The organism is Pantoea sp. JV6 (assembly GCF_025910055.1).
Taxonomy (GTDB): Bacteria; Pseudomonadota; Gammaproteobacteria; order Enterobacterales; family Enterobacteriaceae; genus Pantoea; species Pantoea agglomerans.
The window spans coordinates 13,575-27,985 of sequence record NZ_JAPCIM010000003.1; the positions used below are offsets into that span (position 1 = coordinate 13,575).

Below are 14,411 nucleotides of genomic sequence, written 5' to 3' on the forward strand. Positions count from 1 at the left end.
TACTGACTGAGGAATATATCTTATAACCACAACGCAAATATTGAACATTAATTAATCAGTCATTCAGCCAGTCCGCTAATGGCCGGTTTTCATCCCTCTGTTCGCTGGCGGAAAATTCCTGTTAACAGGCTTATTAAAACGCAGGCGGGCATCAACACAGTTTTCTTCTAAGCTTACTTATCGGTGACTACTGGCATTCTATTGATTATTAACAGGGATTAACCATGTCGAAGCAAGATAACGAAATTAACGCGGTTGAAGTGATGCGCAGCAGCCAGGCCTGGAACGGTGACGTTCTTGAGGCCTATCCCACCGGCGAACCTGAGCTGACCGTTATGCGGCTCTCGCTACCTGCCCATACGTCATTGCCCTGGCATACCCATCCAATGCCGAATGCGGCGTTTATTCTTTCCGGCACCCTGATTGTTGAGGATAAAGAGAGCGGCGAACAGCGCACCTTCCATGCGGGTGAAGCCCTCAATGAGACGGTCAACAGTGCGCATCGCGGTTACACACTGGATGAGCCAGCCGAACTGGTGATTACCTATGCCGGTGTAAAGGGGCAGGAACTGACCGAGCCACTGCCGGGCGAGCCGGAAGAGTTTTAAACGCACTTACTTCATGACGCACCACGGTAGTGTCGCCCGCTGCCGTTTAAAAACCCTGTTCAGACTTGATTCGGATCAGTAAAGGGTGCGCCTGCACAGACCAGGATTAAACGCTCTCTGCTTCATCCACACCAATTAAAAAGGAATTTTCATGGATAAGAATGTTGCTCTGCTGCTTGCCCCAGGCTTTGAAGAAGCTGAGGCTATTATCACTCTCGACATCCTCTCACGCCTGGGCGTTCAGGTTACAACCCTGGCCTGTCAGCCCTATCGCGAAGTGAACAGTTATCATCATGTGAAGGTTGTCGCCGATGAGCTGCTGGAGGCGAATCGGGACAGGCTGTTTGATGCGGTGATTGTGCCGGGTGGTCCTGACGGCAGCAAAAATCTGGCGGCAAATGCGGCAGTGATAGATTTTATTCGCCGCCATGATGAGGCGGGCCGCCTGGTCTGCCCAATCTGCTCCGCAGCGGCCAGAGTGCTGGCGCCACAGGGTCTTTTAAGGGGGCGTCGCTATGTCAGTTCTGGGACGTCATCAGAAGGTGTCACCGATGGCATTTACGTTAATGCCTCGGTAGTGAAAGATGGCAATCTGCTGAGTGGACAGGATCTGGGCGCGGCGTTTGATTTCGCCTTCGCGATCGCTTTTATCCTGACTGGCGACGCTGATAGTGCCACCGAGCAGGCTGAACATATCAGTCACAAGCTTAAGGTGGATTTCGCTAAGCTTTAATGAGCGGTGTTTCGCGCCCTTAAAGCGAGATGCTGGCAGGGCGCAAAGTCATCCGCGACAGAAAAGGCATTTACTTCCCGCCAAATCCCGCTTCCCGCAGTACCTTTTTTGCCTGCTCCGATTCTAAAAAATCCGCCAGCCGACGCGCCTCGGGGGTAATGACTGCACAGGCGTAGCGCGCAGCAGAATTGAAAGCCGCAGGGATATCAACGACTGTCAGCCCGGCAATCTGGCTCAGGGCAGCCCGATGGCTGGCATAACCGATAAACAGATCCGCCTGATCCTCCAGGATAATCCATTCTGCCGCCAGCCTGCCTGCGGGAATGGGTGCAGAGTCGCGCCCACCCACCAGTGCCTTTGCGCGCTGGCGCACCGCTTCACCGGCTTTGCCCATCCGGGTGAAAAGGGCCTGCGCGTAGTCGCCAGAGGGATCGGCTGTGGGTGTAGAGGTTGCGATCCGCAGTGTGTCGCGGGTCAGTAGCTGATACCAGTCGTCTCCCGCCTGTAGCCGATCGCTGCGAACCGTGATGCAGAGTTTATTAGTTGTGAACGGTATGACTGCCAGCGCTCGCCCAGCGTTCAGCAATTTTTGCGGATGCTCCTCACTGGCTGAAGCAAAGAGATCGCAGGGTTCACCGGCTTCAATCCGTTCGCGAAGCAGACCGGCGGGGCCAAACCGGGTTTCAACTGGCTCAGGAAAGTACGCCATCAGCGCGGGCCAGACCGCCTTCAGGCTGCCCGCCGCCAGTACGCGCATCACTCTGTTCCCTGATAAGCGGTGCGATAGAAGCGCTGATACCACTTATTGGCCAGCTTATTCATGTCCACATCCTGAAATTTCTGCGGATAGAGTTTTTTCGCCATCCACAATTCGCCAATCCCCATCGCTTCCGGCATTGGATAACCCCATGCTTTGGCGTAGTCCGGCATCAGCCAGACGCGATGATTTTTTACCGCGTCGATAGCCTGCCACTGTGGTGAACTGTTGATTTCATTCACGACGGAGGGATAACGGTCCTGCACAAAAATCACCTGTGGATCCCAGGCGATGACCTGCTCCATCGACACGGTTTTAAATCCCTTTACGGTCGCTGCGGCGACATTGACCGCGCCCGCATGCAGCATCATCAGGCCGGTATATTTTCCTGAGCCGTAGGTGGTCAGTTCCGGGTTCGCCATATAGGCGCGAATGCGTTTCTCCGCCGGAACATCCTTCAGGCGGTCGCTGACGATTTTGCGGCCCTCATCGGTGGCCGTAATCAGCGCTTTTGCTTCTGCCGGTTTATTGATGATCTCGCCGATAAGCGTAATCCCTTCACGTAGTCCTTTGTCATAGGCCATTTCCTCGTCGCGGATAGAGGGGTTCATTTTTGCCTTTTCACCCGGCTCGTCATGACGCAGTGAGATAGCCACCACCGGAATGCCCAGCGCGGTAATGCTGTCGATCATCTCATGCGGCGCATAGTTGGTCACAAACACCACCTGCGGATGCAGCGCCACCAGTTTTTCGGGATCAACATGCGTCAGATCCCCCAGTGTCGCTTTCTGATTCAGCTCAGGAGCCAGGCGGGCATAGCTATCGCCAAGTTGCTGCTTCCAGTTCGCCATCACACCGACGATTTTATCGGTCGCGTTCATCTGCACCAGCAGGTTCAGCGTCTGATGCTGAAGCACCACAATACGATCAACACGATCAGGAATCGTGACCTGGCGGCCTGTCTGATCGGTTATCTGGCGCGATGCCTGGGAAAAGAGCGGAAGGAGTATCAGTAAACCGAGTGTGCATGCCTGCCAGAAGCGCTTCATTAACTATCCTCAAAATACGTTATGCATTGGATTATATAGCGATAAGTGATGGGCGTCACGGTCCGGGTCTGCATTCCGGCATAGATGTGAGTACGAAAAGAGACTGACTGAGGGTTCTGATATCTCTTGCCTGTCCGGCACTGATAATGTGCAACGCCCGTTACTGACTCACCATCCCGGTGCCTTCTGGATTATGCTCTCTCTATTTCTCTGATTTTACGTAAGTTAATTTCTGGCACGCCATTTGCTGAAGTCTGAACAGTAAGCAGCGTTCGACACAATTGATAGCAAATAGCTGGCTAGGGTTCCGGTTCACGCAGGTGAATGTCTGGTCCGAGAGCTGGCGACCTCTGTGAGGTTACACGGCGGGACAAAAGCCCGGGAGACAGCGGCACCAAATGGTGTCTTGCGCTGCTCCCGTTTTTTGTGCCAACCAGAGGTCAACCATGAAGAAATCACCCCTCCTGACGCTTATTCTGTCGCTGACGCTGCTGGTCAGCGCGCCATCTTTCGCCGCGGTCAAAAAAGAGTTCAATATCTGCTGGACTATCTATGCGGGCTGGATGCCCTGGGGCACCATCAGCAACGAGAAAATCATCGATAAATGGGCCAGCAAATACGGCATCAAAATTCATATCACCCAGCTCAATGACTATATCGAGTCGATCAACCAGTACACCGCGGGTCAGTTCGACGGCTGCACCATGACCAACATGGATGCCCTGACCATTCCGGCGGCGGGCGGCATTGATTCCACGGCGCTGATCACCGGCAGCTTCTCCGATGGCAATGACGGTGTGGTGCTGAAAGGCGCAAATAAAAAACTCAGCGACCTGAAAGGGATGTCTGTCTATCTTCCTGCGCTGTCGGTTTCGCACTACCTGCTGGTTCGCGGTCTGGAGAAGGCCGGTTTACAGGAAAAAGACGTTAAGGTCGTGAACACCTCCGATGCCGATATCGTCTCCGCCTTTGGTACCAGTGGCGTGCAGGCGGCGGTTGCCTGGAATCCGCAGCTTTCAGTGATCAAGAAGACCCCGCAAACCACAGAAGTATTCAGCTCTTCAGCCGTGCCGGGCGAACTGATTGACATGATGGTGGTGAATACAGAGACCTTGAAAGATAACCCCGCGCTGGGTAAGGCACTGACCGGGGCCTGGTTTGAGATGATGGCGAAAATGCAGGCCGGAGATGCGCAGGCGCTTAGCGCGATGGCTGCCGATTCCGGTACTGACCTCGCCGGATACAAGGCGCAGCTGAAAACCACCCACCTGTTCTGGACTCCAGCCGAAACCCAGACATTTGTTTCTTCCCCCGATCTGGCGAAAACCATGCAGCGCGTCGCCGCGTTCTCCTTTGATAAGGGATTACTGGGCGAGGGTGCACAAAGCGCTGACTTCATCGGTATGAGCTTCCCTGGCAACATCACCGTCGGTGATACAGCGAACATCAAACTGCGCTTTGACGACAGCTATCTGAAGATGGCCGCTGCGGGCAAGCTGTAATCACCGATCTCAGGAGTATTTGCCATGCGCCACATCAACCGCTATCCCCGGCAGGGAATGCGCCTGACGCTGATGCTATTACCTTTTGTGCTGCTGATCGCCGTCTGGTTTATCAGTTCGGCGGTGCGTCTTGAAGCCAACCCACACGACAAACTGCTGCCCGGCCTGTCACAGATGATCGCCGCCATTGATCGGATGGCCTTCACGCCGGACAAGCGCAGCGGCGAATATCTGCTGTGGGCGGATACGTGGATTAGCTTAAGCCGTCTGCTGACTGGCCTGGCGATCTCTTCACTGATTGGTCTCTGCATCGGTGTTGCTGCGGGCGTCTTCCCGATGAGTCGCGCGGCGCTGTCACCCTTTATGACCGTGGTGTCGATGATCCCACCGCTGGCGCTCCTGCCGATGCTGTTTATCGTCTTCGGGCTGGATGAGCTGTCAAAAGTGATGCTGATTGTTATCGGGATTACGCCGATGCTGGCGCGCGACCTTGAACATCGGGCGCGGGAAATCCCCGCAGAGCTGTTTATCAAAGCACAAACTCTGGGGGCGAACAGCTGGACGGTGGTGCTGCGGGTTGTGCTGCCGCAGCTCTTGTCGCGGCTGATCACCTCGCTGCGCCTGTTGCTGGGATCCGCATGGCTCTTTCTGATCTCCGCCGAAGCCATTTCCGCAACCGCCGGACTGGGCTATCGCATTTTCCTGGTTCGTCGCTATATGGCGATGGATGTGATCATTCCCTATGTCATCTGGATAACGCTGCTGGCGTGGCTGATGGATCTCGCGCTGCGTCAATTGCACAAAGCCTTTTTCCCCTGGGCGGAAGGAGGCCGGGAATGAGTTTTATCGATATCAAAAATATCTGGCAGGAGTATGGCGACCACGTGGTGCTGGAACGCATCAATCTGCAGGTCAAAGAAGGTGAATTCTGCTCGCTGGTGGGCGCGTCCGGCTGTGGTAAGTCGACGTTTTTACGCCTGCTGCTGGGGCAGGAAAGGCCGACACGGGGAACAATCACGCTGGATGGTGAACAGCTGCGCGCGGAACCCGATCGCAGCCGTGGCGTGGTGTTTCAGCGTTACTCCGTTTTCCCTCATCTCAACGTGCTGGATAACGTCGCCATTGGCCTCGAACTTCCGGCTTCACCGTTTACTGGCCGACTGTTTGGCACCCGAAAACGCCATGCCCGTGAGCAGGCAAAACAGATGCTGGAGAAAGTCGGGCTGGGCCATTCGCTCGATAAATATCCGGCGCAGCTTTCGGGCGGGATGCAGCAGCGGCTGGCGATTGCGCAGGCTTTTGTCATGCAGCCGCGCGTACTGCTGCTGGATGAGCCCTTCGGCGCGCTGGACCCCGGCATCCGCAAAGATATGCATGCGCTGCTGCTCCAGCTCTGGAGCGAAACCCGCATGACGGTGTTTATGGTCACTCACGACCTTGCCGAAGGCTTCAATCTTGGCACCCGGCTGCTGGTTTTCGACAAAGTGCGCATCGATCCTCAGGCCCCCAATGCCTGGGGCGCGCGTATCACTTACGACATCCCGCTTAATGAAACCCGGCTGTCGCAGCTGGCAACCGGCAGTAAAAACAACATTTATCCCCTCAAGGAGACCGCTCAATGACCGCACTTTTTCATTCAGCTCCGAGCCTGCGCGAAGAGCAGCTGCCTGGCGGAGGGCACACCTCGCTGATTTTGCGCAAAGGGCAGATCCTGCGCCTGACCGACATCGAGGGTGGCGCTAACGTCAGCATGATGATGCTCAATCCCCACGAGAAAAGTGAACGCCTGAATCTGCCGGATACCCTGAAAGGCCAGCATACGGCTCGCCTGACCACCGGGCACTGTTTCTACTCCGACATGGGACGCGTACTGGCCGCGATCGTGGCGGATAGCTGCGGCTGGCACGACCCGTTTGGCGGCGTACTCAACGCGGCGGAAACGCACGATAAGTATGGAGCCGGACGCTATCAGGAGCTGCGCAACGGCTTCTACCGCAACGGCACCGATAACCTGCTGGTTGAGATGGGCAAATGGGATCTGGGTCTGGAAGATCTGCTGATGGTCGTCAATTTTTTCAGCAAGGTCACGGTTGATGAGAAGGGCCGCTTCCGGTTCAGCGCGGGCAACAGCCGCGCCGGCGATTTCACTGAACTGTACGCACCCATGGACGTGCTGATGGTGCTGACCGCGCTGCCACATCCGCAGGATCCCGCCGCTGACTATCTCCCGCGACCGGTTCAGCTGAGCTGGTATCAGGCCGACGATATGCAGGCCGTCAGCGAAGCGATGGTCACGCGCGGTGAAAACCAGCGCGCGCTTCATAACACCCAACTTTTTGCCCTGTAAGGAGGCTGCGATGACCCTTATCAACTCTGATCGTCGTCCTGAAGATGCCGTCTATCGCCACGTGATACCGGCAGGCGAGCCGTGGCTGTTCGAAGTGAAAAAAGGGCAGACGCTGCGCCTGCTCGACCTCGAAGGGAATCAGGCAATTGATACCCTGTTCTATAACAGCGATAACCCGCGGGAACGCTACGATCCTCAGCGCACGCTGCGTCGTCAGGGAAACGTCTATCTGACCACCGGCAGCGTGCTCTATTCGAATCTCGGCAATCCGCTGCTGACTATCGTCGCCGACACCTGCGGTCGTCACGATACCCTGGGCGGAGCCTGCTCGCAGGAGAGCAACACCGTGCGCTATGCCCAGGATAAGCGCTACATGCACAGCTGTCGGGATAACTTTCTCTGCGCCTGCCTGCACGATGGCCGCCTTCACAAACGTGATATCGGTGCCAACATCAACTTTTTCATGAACGTTCCGGTCACGCCGGAAGGCGGTCTGACCTTTGAGGATGGGCTATCGGCGCCCGGCAAATACGTTGAGCTGGTAGCCGAATGCAATGTGATGGTGCTGATCTCCAACTGCCCGCAGCTGAATAACCCCTGTAACGGCTGGAACCCGACGCCCGCTGAAGTGCTGGTGTGGAACTGAGTCAGCGTTGCCATGGCGACAAGCGGGACTGAGTTTCTCAGCCTTGTGCGTCAGACCTCTCAACACACCACCGGCGCACGCCTGTTACGTGCCGGTCAGCCCCGGGGACGGCCCCAGGGAATATCGAATTTTGCGGGACGACCCGCATCCCTGAGAGTTCGCTTATGTTTGATACCTTACTGATTGCTAATCGCGGTGCTATCGCCTGTCGCATCCTGCGCACGCTAAGTGCCATGCAGGTGAAAGGGGTCGCCGTTTACTCCGAAGCCGATCTGAGCAGTTTACATATCCGCGAGGCGGATGTGGCGCTAAGTCTTGGCGAAGGCCCGGCCGCACAAACCTATCTGGTAACGGAAAAGATCATCGCCGCCGCGCAGCAGAGCGGAGCGAAAGCGATTCATCCTGGCTACGGTTTCCTTTCGGAAAACGCCGCCTTTGCTGAGGCGTGCGAGGCTGCTGGTCTGATTTTTGTCGGCCCCACACCGCAGCAGTTGCGGACTTTTGGCCTGAAACACACGGCCCGCGCGCTGGCGGAAGCCGAAGGGGTGCCGTTGCTGGAAGGCAGTGAACTGCTGGCAGATATCAGTGAAGCCCGCCGCGCCGCAGAGAGGGTCGGCTATCCGGTAATGCTCAAAAGCACCGCGGGCGGTGGTGGCATCGGTATGCGCGTCTGTCGTGATGCGAATGCGCTGTCAGAGGCGTTTGAAACGGTCCAGCGCCTCGGCCAGAACAACTTCAGCGATGCCGGGGTATTTCTCGAAAAATATATCGAACGCGCCCGTCATCTTGAAGTGCAGATTTTCGGTGACGGCAAGGGCGAGGTAATCGCGCTGGGCGTACGCGACTGCTCGGTACAGCGGCGTAACCAGAAAGTGGTCGAAGAGACGCCAGCGCCGAATCTGCCAGCAGGTATGGCGGAGGCTTTATGCGCGGCGGCTATCGCGCTGGGAAAAGCGGTGAACTATCGCAGCGCCGGAACGGTTGAGTTTGTCTATGACAGCGGGGCGCAGCAGTTCTATTTTCTTGAAGTGAATACCCGGCTGCAGGTTGAACATGGCGTCACGGAGCAGGTGTGGGGCGTTGACCTGGTGCAGTGGATGATTGAGCTGGCAGCAGGCGATCTTCCTCCGCTTCATGCGTTAGCCGCCGCGCTGAATCCTCAGGGCCATGCCGTGCAGGCGCGAATTTATGCGGAAGATCCGGGGCGTCAGTTCCAGCCTTCGCCAGGGCTGTTAACCCAGGCCCTCTTTCCGGCAGCCGACGGTAAAACCCTGCGTATTGACCGCTGGGTGGAAGCGGGGTGCGAAGTCCCGCCATTCTTCGACCCGATGCTGGCAAAAGTTATCACCTGGCGCCCCACTCGCGAGGAAGCCATCGCCACCCTGGCACAGGCGCTGGCGGAGACACGTTTCTATGGCGTAGAAACCAATCGCCTCTATCTGTTGCAGATTCTGGCCTTCTCGCCTTTTACGGCTGGCGAACCCTGGACCCGCTGCCTGGAGCAGCTCGCCTATCAGGCGGCAACGGTTGAAGTGGTGAGTGCCGGAACCCAGACCAGCGTTCAGGACTATCCCGGACGTCTGGGATACTGGGCGGTGGGCGTGCCGCCGTCGGGGCCGATGGACGATCGCGCACTGCGTCTGGGCAACCGTCTGCTGGGCAATGAGGAGGGTGACGCCGCGCTGGAAATCACCCTGAATGGACCCACCCTGAAATTCAACACTGAGATTCAGGCGGTGATCTCTGGCGCGCCGCTCACTGTCACACTGGATGGCGTCGGACAGTCAATGAATTCTGTTTTTACCATTCCGGCCGGGGCAACGCTGAAGCTGGGCGCGATAAGTGGCGCAGGCGTCAGAAGTTATCTCTGTCTGAGCGGCGGCATTCAGGTGCCGGACTATTTAGGCAGCAAAAGCACCTTCACCCTTGGTCAGTTTGGCGGACATGCCGGACGGGCACTGCGTAGCGGTGACGTGCTGCATCTCGCTCCGCGTTCTGCGAGCGCAACCGGAACGGAACTGCCCGTCGGACTGCACACAGAGCTTGCTACGGTGCGCACGCTGCGCGTCATTTATGGTCCGCACGGTGCGCCTGAGTTTTTTGCGCCGGAGTATATCGAGACGTTTTTTGCCACAGCATGGGAAGTGCATTTTAACTCCAGCCGCACCGGCGTTCGCCTGATCGGGCCAAAGCCAATCTGGACCCGCGATAGCGGTGGTGAAGCAGGGCTGCATCCCTCAAACATCCATGACAACCCGTACGCGATCGGCGCGGTCGATTTTACCGGTGATATGCCGGTGATTCTGGGGCCGGATGGCCCGAGCCTTGGCGGGTTCGTCTGCCCGGTGACGGTAATCGAGGCGGACCTCTGGCAACTGGGACAGCTCAAAGCCGGTGACAAAGTGCAGTTTGTCGCGGTGGATATTCCTACCGCCCGCCGACTGGCAGAGGGCCGACGCACCGAGCTGACCATGCTCCAGCCACAGGAAACAGACTGGGAGCCTGCACCGCTGATTTCGCCCATCGTGATGACCTGCAGCGCAGCGGATAAACGCCTGGTGGCGCGCCTCTCTGGCGATACGCATCTGCTGCTGGAGGCTGGCGAGCCGGAACTGGATCTGGTGTTACGTTTTCGCATTCATGCGTTGATGCAGGCGCTGGAAGCGCAATCCCGCAACGGCATTATTGATATCACGCCGGGGATCCGCTCGCTGCAAATCCACTTTCAGCCGGAGACGCTGACGCCCGACGTGCTGCTGATGTGGGTGCGCGGTGAGTGGGAGAAGGTCTGCATGAGTGATGACCTTCAGGTTCCCACACGCGTGGTGCACCTGCCGCTCTCCTGGGACGATCCGGCCTGTCAGAAGGCCATCGAAAAATATATGACCATCGTGCGGCAGGATGCGCCGTGGTGCCCGAGTAATCTGGAATTTATCCGCCGTATAAACGATCTGCCGGATGAGCAGGCTGTCTGGAACACGGTCTTTGAAGCCAGCTATCTGGTGATGGGGCTGGGCGATGTCTACCTCGGCGCGCCGGTCGCCACGCCGCTGGATCCCCGTCATCGGCTGGTGACGACAAAATATAACCCGGCCCGCACCTGGACGGCGGAAAACTCGGTTGGCATCGGCGGTGCCTATCTGTGTGTGTATGGCATGGAGGGGCCAGGCGGCTATCAGTTTGTCGGCCGCACGCTGCAGATGTGGAACCGGTATCATGAAGTCGCCGATTTTGGCGGTAAACCCTGGCTGCTGCGCTTTTTCGATCAAATCCGTTTTTATCCGGTCCCGGCCAGTGAGCTGTTGCAGATTCGCCGCGATTTTCCCCTCGGTCGCTATCCGCTGCGCATCGAGCACAGCACGCTGCGGCTGGCGGAATATCAGGATTTCCTCGCCCGTGAAGCGGAGAGTATCGGTCGGTTTCGCGATCACCAGCAAGCCGCGTTCAATGCGGAACGTGACCGCTGGATCGCCAGCGGACAGGCCCATTTTGACAGTCAGGAAAGTGTGGCCGATGAAGGCGGCGACGCGCCGCTGCAGCCAGGCGAGCAGGGGGTTGAAAGCCCGGTTTCAGGCAATTTATGGCAGGTGCAGGCGACGGCGGGCAGCCGGGTGCGGGAAGGCGATATTCTGGTGGTGCTGGAGTCGATGAAGATGGAAATCCCGCTTCTGGCGCCGTGCGACGGCATTGTTCAGCAGGTCAGCGTGCAGCCAGGCAGCGCTGTACGTGCAGGGCAACGCGTGGCGGTGATTGTTGAGGATAATGCGGAAGGATGATGACACCTGGTCACCTGGTGGCGCAGTGATAATCTGATCCTGTGCCCGCTGATGGTTCCAGACTGGCGGGCGCAGGCGAGTCCGATCACGGCGAAGGGCTATCCGCCGCTCGCGCCCAGTTGGCTTAACCAGCTGATCATCGCCTCACTGCCTGGCTGGCTCAGGGTGCGTTGCGGCCAGACAAGGTAATAGGGTTTGCTCAGCGGCAGGCAAAGATCATCCACTACCACCAGATCGCCCCGCGCCAGTTCCGCCGCGATAAGGCGTCGCTGCCCCAGCAGCACACCAGCTCCCGCGACGGCCGCATCAATCGCCAGCGAGGTCAGATTAAAGCTGAATGCGGGCTGCGGCAGAGGTTCGTCCATGCCTTTAGCCTGAAACCAGCTTCGCCAGTCCGGCAGAAAGCGGCCTTCATTACCCCAGTCGAGGTGGATCAGCGGCGCCTGGCTTAAGATCGTTTCCGGCGTAAAGCGATGTAACAGAGCAGGACTGGCCACCGGCAGTACGTCATCATGAAACAACTTCAGCTTATCTGACTGCGGGTAACGATCCTCACCAAAGCAGATCACAAAATCGGCGGGCATCGCGGTGAAATCGACCTGAGAATGCGTACCGTGTAACGAGAGATCGATATTCGGGCAATGGTCGCGCCAGCTCGCCAGCTGGGGCAACAGCCATTTGGACGCCAGCGCCGGTAATGTGTAAACGGTGAGTTTTGGCGCGCTGGCCGCATGGCGGATGTTTTGCTGACCGAGATGCAGAATATCAAACGCCTCAGTGACATAGCGCAGATACTCTTTGCCGGTTTCGGTCAGCATCACGCCGCTCTGCGTACGTAAAAACAGGGCGCTGCCGAGTTGCTCCTCCAGCTGGCGAATCTGCTGACTGACTGCCGCGGGGGTTAAGGCCAGTTGAGCGGCCGCTTTTGCAAGGCTGCCCAGTTCGGCAGCCACTTTAAATGACTGTATGACGCTGATCTTTGGCAACCTTGGCAATTGGGCAGGCATTAACTCTTCCTTATCAGGGCATTAAGTTTTTATCGTTACGCAGCGTTGCAGGCGACCGGTAGAGTAACATCACACCTGCTCATCATGAGAATTGTTGCTATGTCTGGTTCCCTTGTCCGTCTCGATCTTCATCCACTGGCCGATCATGGCTGGCGTCAACGTTGTCGTGAGCAGTTAAACCAGTCCGGCGCGCTGGTACTGCGGCAGTTTTTAAAACCACACGCTTTAGAGGCGATCATCGAAGAGGGCAATGCACAACGTCACCAGGCTTATCACACCCGCAGCATGCACAATGTCTATCTGATGAAACCTGATGACGCTTTCAGTGCTGAGCATCCGCGTAACAGGGATGTGATCAGCACCAAAGGCTGCATCACTGATGATGTTATCGCTGCCGACTCGCCGCTGCGTCAGCTTTATAATGATGAGCTGTTCAAACATTTCCTGTGCGATGTACTGGGTGAAAAAGCGCTCTATCCCTATGCTGACCCGCTTTCCTCGATCAACCTGCACTATGCATCACACGGTCAGGAGCTGGGCTGGCACTTCGACAACTCCTCATTTGCCATCACCTTACTGGTACAGAAACCGCTGGCGGGCGGCGTGTTTCAGTATGTAAAAGATCTGCGGGATGCTGATGCCGGTGAGATGAACTTTGCCGGTGTCGACGCAGTGCTGGAAGAACGCCAGACCGTTGACGCGCTGGAGATAGATGCCGGGGATCTGGTGCTGTTTCGTGGCCGTAATTCCCTGCACCGTGTGACCCCAACTGAAGGCGAGGTCACCCGTATGCTGGCCGTGCTGGCTTACAATACGCAGCCGGATATTGCGTTGTCAGAAACCGCGCGTATGACCTTTTACGGCAGACTATGACATCATGGCGTGTCTGCAAGGGCACGCCAGCCGCGCAGAAAGATTTGCTGCGTGCGGAAAGCCACCAATGCACGCCAGTCCGCATCTTCTGGCCAGAACCCCTCGACCAGTTGCTGCTTTATCACATGGCCGCCCTCACTGGCAGGGTCGCCATAGAGGTGCAGCCAGTGATCTTCACGCACCAGCTGATGCATATCCTGACCCTCGTAAGTCCCGCATTCCACCACCAGAGGCAAAATCCGGGTGTCAGCCAGCGACGTCAGCAGATAGTGCGACAGATAGCCGGTTGCCGTTGCTGTAATTCCAGTTACACTGTCACGTCCGGCACCAGTAAACAATAAGGTCAGCCACTCACCGTAAATGACTTTGCCCCAGTCATGCGCCGGATAACGCTGCTCCGCAATAGAGAGCAGCATCGGATGCCCCCATGCGCCAGCCCCGGTATGAAGGTCAAAGCTGATGATGGTTTTCGCTACAGAGAGATGCTGGTCAACGATCGCCGCCATCGTAAGGTGTGACCAGCAGGGCTTCTCACCGCCGAAAAAAAAGCCGTCAGCAAAACTATACTGTCCGGCTTCTGTGACACGTTTAACCGCCTGCCAGCCTGCGCCCTCGAGTGCGTCGGCCAGTTGCCGATCGGCGCTTGCACGGTCGCCATGATAAAAACCGTGCCACTGTGCATAATCCGGGTTAGCAGGAGGTGGCTGACTGAAATCGATAAAGTTACGGTTCAGATCAATATTGTCTTCGTTCACGCGCCGTAAATGCGCCGCGCCCCATGGATTGAGCAGATGAATCAGCAACAGCGCGGTATCAGCGGGCAAGGCTTTTTCATCCAGCGTCTCGAGCCAGGCTATCTGGCAATCGGAACCATAATAGCCTTCAACGCCGTGAGTGCCGGAAACGACCAGCATCAGACGTGATGCGCTGGCCGGTCCTATCCGTGCCACGTCTGTATACAGAGCTTCTCCCAGAGGACCAGGCAGAGGATGCGGATAAGAGGTCGTCTCAGCACCTTTGCTCTGCGCCGCTGCCATAAAGCGCGCGCGCTGAACGTGGTATTCGGGCAATGCCATAGTCTTCATATTCCTGCGATTCTTCACGTTGAGCGGC

At 57.2% G+C, this 14,411-nt stretch carries 13 protein-coding genes and 1 riboswitch; of the genes, 9 read left to right on the top strand and 4 right to left on the bottom strand.

All coding sequences use genetic code 11. The features are described from left to right. The first annotated feature begins 224 nt into the window (after positions 1-224). Both OK412_RS04080 and OK412_RS04085 read left to right on the top strand, forming a co-directional pair. Positions 225-608 carry a cupin domain-containing protein gene (locus tag OK412_RS04080; protein WP_010670360.1) on the top strand — a complete coding sequence of 128 codons (384 nt, stop codon included), beginning with the start codon at positions 225-227 and terminating at the stop codon, positions 606-608. A gap of 151 nt (positions 609-759) precedes the next feature. Next, the gene (locus OK412_RS04085; protein ID WP_264352719.1) at positions 760-1,341 is read left to right on the top strand and encodes a DJ-1/PfpI family protein; all 582 of its coding nucleotides are present in this window, start codon (positions 760-762) and stop codon (positions 1,339-1,341) included. A gap of 70 nt (positions 1,342-1,411) precedes the next feature. Here the strand turns inward: OK412_RS04085 and OK412_RS04090 are convergent, their stop codons facing one another. Both OK412_RS04090 and OK412_RS04095 read right to left on the bottom strand, forming a co-directional pair. Next, entirely contained in the window at positions 1,412-2,098 is a 687-nt protein-coding gene (locus OK412_RS04090; RefSeq protein ID WP_182505402.1) for a molybdate ABC transporter substrate-binding protein, read from the bottom strand. After that, positions 2,098-3,147 carry an ABC transporter substrate-binding protein gene (locus OK412_RS04095; RefSeq protein ID WP_158132318.1) on the bottom strand — a complete coding sequence of 350 codons (1,050 nt, stop codon included), beginning with the start codon at positions 3,145-3,147 and terminating at the stop codon, positions 2,098-2,100. Before OK412_RS04095 ends, OK412_RS04090 begins: the two co-directional genes overlap by 1 nt. A gap of 288 nt (positions 3,148-3,435) precedes the next feature. Further along, a riboswitch (guanidine-I (ykkC/yxkD leader) is annotated at positions 3,436-3,534 on the top strand. Positions 3,535-3,593: 59 nt separating this feature from the next. Here OK412_RS04095 and OK412_RS04100 point away from each other — a divergent pair. The 6 genes from OK412_RS04100 to uca all read left to right on the top strand — a co-directional run bounded on the left by OK412_RS04100 (position 3,594) and on the right by uca (position 11,418). Continuing rightward, positions 3,594-4,649, top strand: coding sequence for a putative urea ABC transporter substrate-binding protein (locus tag OK412_RS04100; protein ID WP_010247121.1), 1,056 nt, complete (start codon positions 3,594-3,596; stop codon positions 4,647-4,649). A 24-nt stretch (positions 4,650-4,673) separates the two neighbouring features. Beyond that, a complete protein-coding gene (locus tag OK412_RS04105; RefSeq protein ID WP_223564399.1) occupies positions 4,674-5,489 on the top strand; it encodes an ABC transporter permease in 816 nt (271 codons plus the stop codon). Then, complete coding sequence (locus OK412_RS04110) at positions 5,486-6,271, top strand: ABC transporter ATP-binding protein (protein WP_033780235.1); 786 nt, start codon at positions 5,486-5,488, stop codon at positions 6,269-6,271. The genes OK412_RS04105 and OK412_RS04110 overlap by 4 nt, the downstream gene beginning before the upstream one ends. Continuing rightward, complete coding sequence (locus OK412_RS04115; protein WP_033787021.1) at positions 6,268-6,996, top strand: urea amidolyase associated protein UAAP1; 729 nt, start codon at positions 6,268-6,270, stop codon at positions 6,994-6,996. Before OK412_RS04110 ends, OK412_RS04115 begins: the two co-directional genes overlap by 4 nt. A gap of 10 nt (positions 6,997-7,006) precedes the next feature. After that, positions 7,007-7,642, top strand: a complete 636-nt coding sequence (locus OK412_RS04120; RefSeq protein WP_010670353.1) for an urea amidolyase associated protein UAAP2 — start codon at positions 7,007-7,009, stop codon at positions 7,640-7,642. A 164-nt stretch (positions 7,643-7,806) separates the two neighbouring features. Next, positions 7,807-11,418 (top strand): urea carboxylase, encoded by a 3,612-nt coding sequence (gene uca, locus OK412_RS04125; RefSeq protein WP_264352720.1) that lies wholly within the window; start codon positions 7,807-7,809, stop codon positions 11,416-11,418. 98 nt (positions 11,419-11,516) lie between these two features. Here the strand turns inward: uca and OK412_RS04130 are convergent, their stop codons facing one another. Beyond that, positions 11,517-12,425 carry a LysR substrate-binding domain-containing protein gene (locus OK412_RS04130; protein ID WP_033773944.1) on the bottom strand — a complete coding sequence of 303 codons (909 nt, stop codon included), beginning with the start codon at positions 12,423-12,425 and terminating at the stop codon, positions 11,517-11,519. A gap of 99 nt (positions 12,426-12,524) precedes the next feature. On the opposite strand from OK412_RS04130, the gene OK412_RS04135 reads away from it, so the two are divergent. Beyond that, entirely contained in the window at positions 12,525-13,298 is a 774-nt protein-coding gene (locus tag OK412_RS04135; RefSeq protein WP_033780229.1) for a 2OG-Fe(II) oxygenase family protein, read from the top strand. A gap of 2 nt (positions 13,299-13,300) precedes the next feature. Here the strand turns inward: OK412_RS04135 and OK412_RS04140 are convergent, their stop codons facing one another. Further along, complete coding sequence (locus tag OK412_RS04140; protein ID WP_264352721.1) at positions 13,301-14,374, bottom strand: M14 family metallopeptidase; 1,074 nt, start codon at positions 14,372-14,374, stop codon at positions 13,301-13,303. Positions 14,375-14,411 lie beyond the last annotated feature (37 nt).

Coding starts and splice junctions, on each gene's coding strand:
- OK412_RS04080 (WP_010670360.1), top strand. CDS start 225: ATGTCGAAGCAAGATAACGAAATTAACGCGGTTGAAGTGATGCGCAGC.
- OK412_RS04085 (WP_264352719.1), top strand. CDS start 760: ATGGATAAGAATGTTGCTCTGCTGCTTGCCCCAGGCTTTGAAGAAGCT.
- OK412_RS04090 (WP_182505402.1), bottom strand. CDS start 2,098: ATGCGCGTACTGGCGGCGGGCAGCCTGAAGGCGGTCTGGCCCGCGCTG.
- OK412_RS04095 (WP_158132318.1), bottom strand. CDS start 3,147: ATGAAGCGCTTCTGGCAGGCATGCACACTCGGTTTACTGATACTCCTT.
- OK412_RS04100 (WP_010247121.1), top strand. CDS start 3,594: ATGAAGAAATCACCCCTCCTGACGCTTATTCTGTCGCTGACGCTGCTG.
- OK412_RS04105 (WP_223564399.1), top strand. CDS start 4,674: ATGCGCCACATCAACCGCTATCCCCGGCAGGGAATGCGCCTGACGCTG.
- OK412_RS04110 (WP_033780235.1), top strand. CDS start 5,486: ATGAGTTTTATCGATATCAAAAATATCTGGCAGGAGTATGGCGACCAC.
- OK412_RS04115 (WP_033787021.1), top strand. CDS start 6,268: ATGACCGCACTTTTTCATTCAGCTCCGAGCCTGCGCGAAGAGCAGCTG.
- OK412_RS04120 (WP_010670353.1), top strand. CDS start 7,007: ATGACCCTTATCAACTCTGATCGTCGTCCTGAAGATGCCGTCTATCGC.
- uca (WP_264352720.1), top strand. CDS start 7,807: ATGTTTGATACCTTACTGATTGCTAATCGCGGTGCTATCGCCTGTCGC.
- OK412_RS04130 (WP_033773944.1), bottom strand. CDS start 12,425: ATGCCTGCCCAATTGCCAAGGTTGCCAAAGATCAGCGTCATACAGTCA.
- OK412_RS04135 (WP_033780229.1), top strand. CDS start 12,525: ATGTCTGGTTCCCTTGTCCGTCTCGATCTTCATCCACTGGCCGATCAT.
- OK412_RS04140 (WP_264352721.1), bottom strand. CDS start 14,374: ATGGCATTGCCCGAATACCACGTTCAGCGCGCGCGCTTTATGGCAGCG.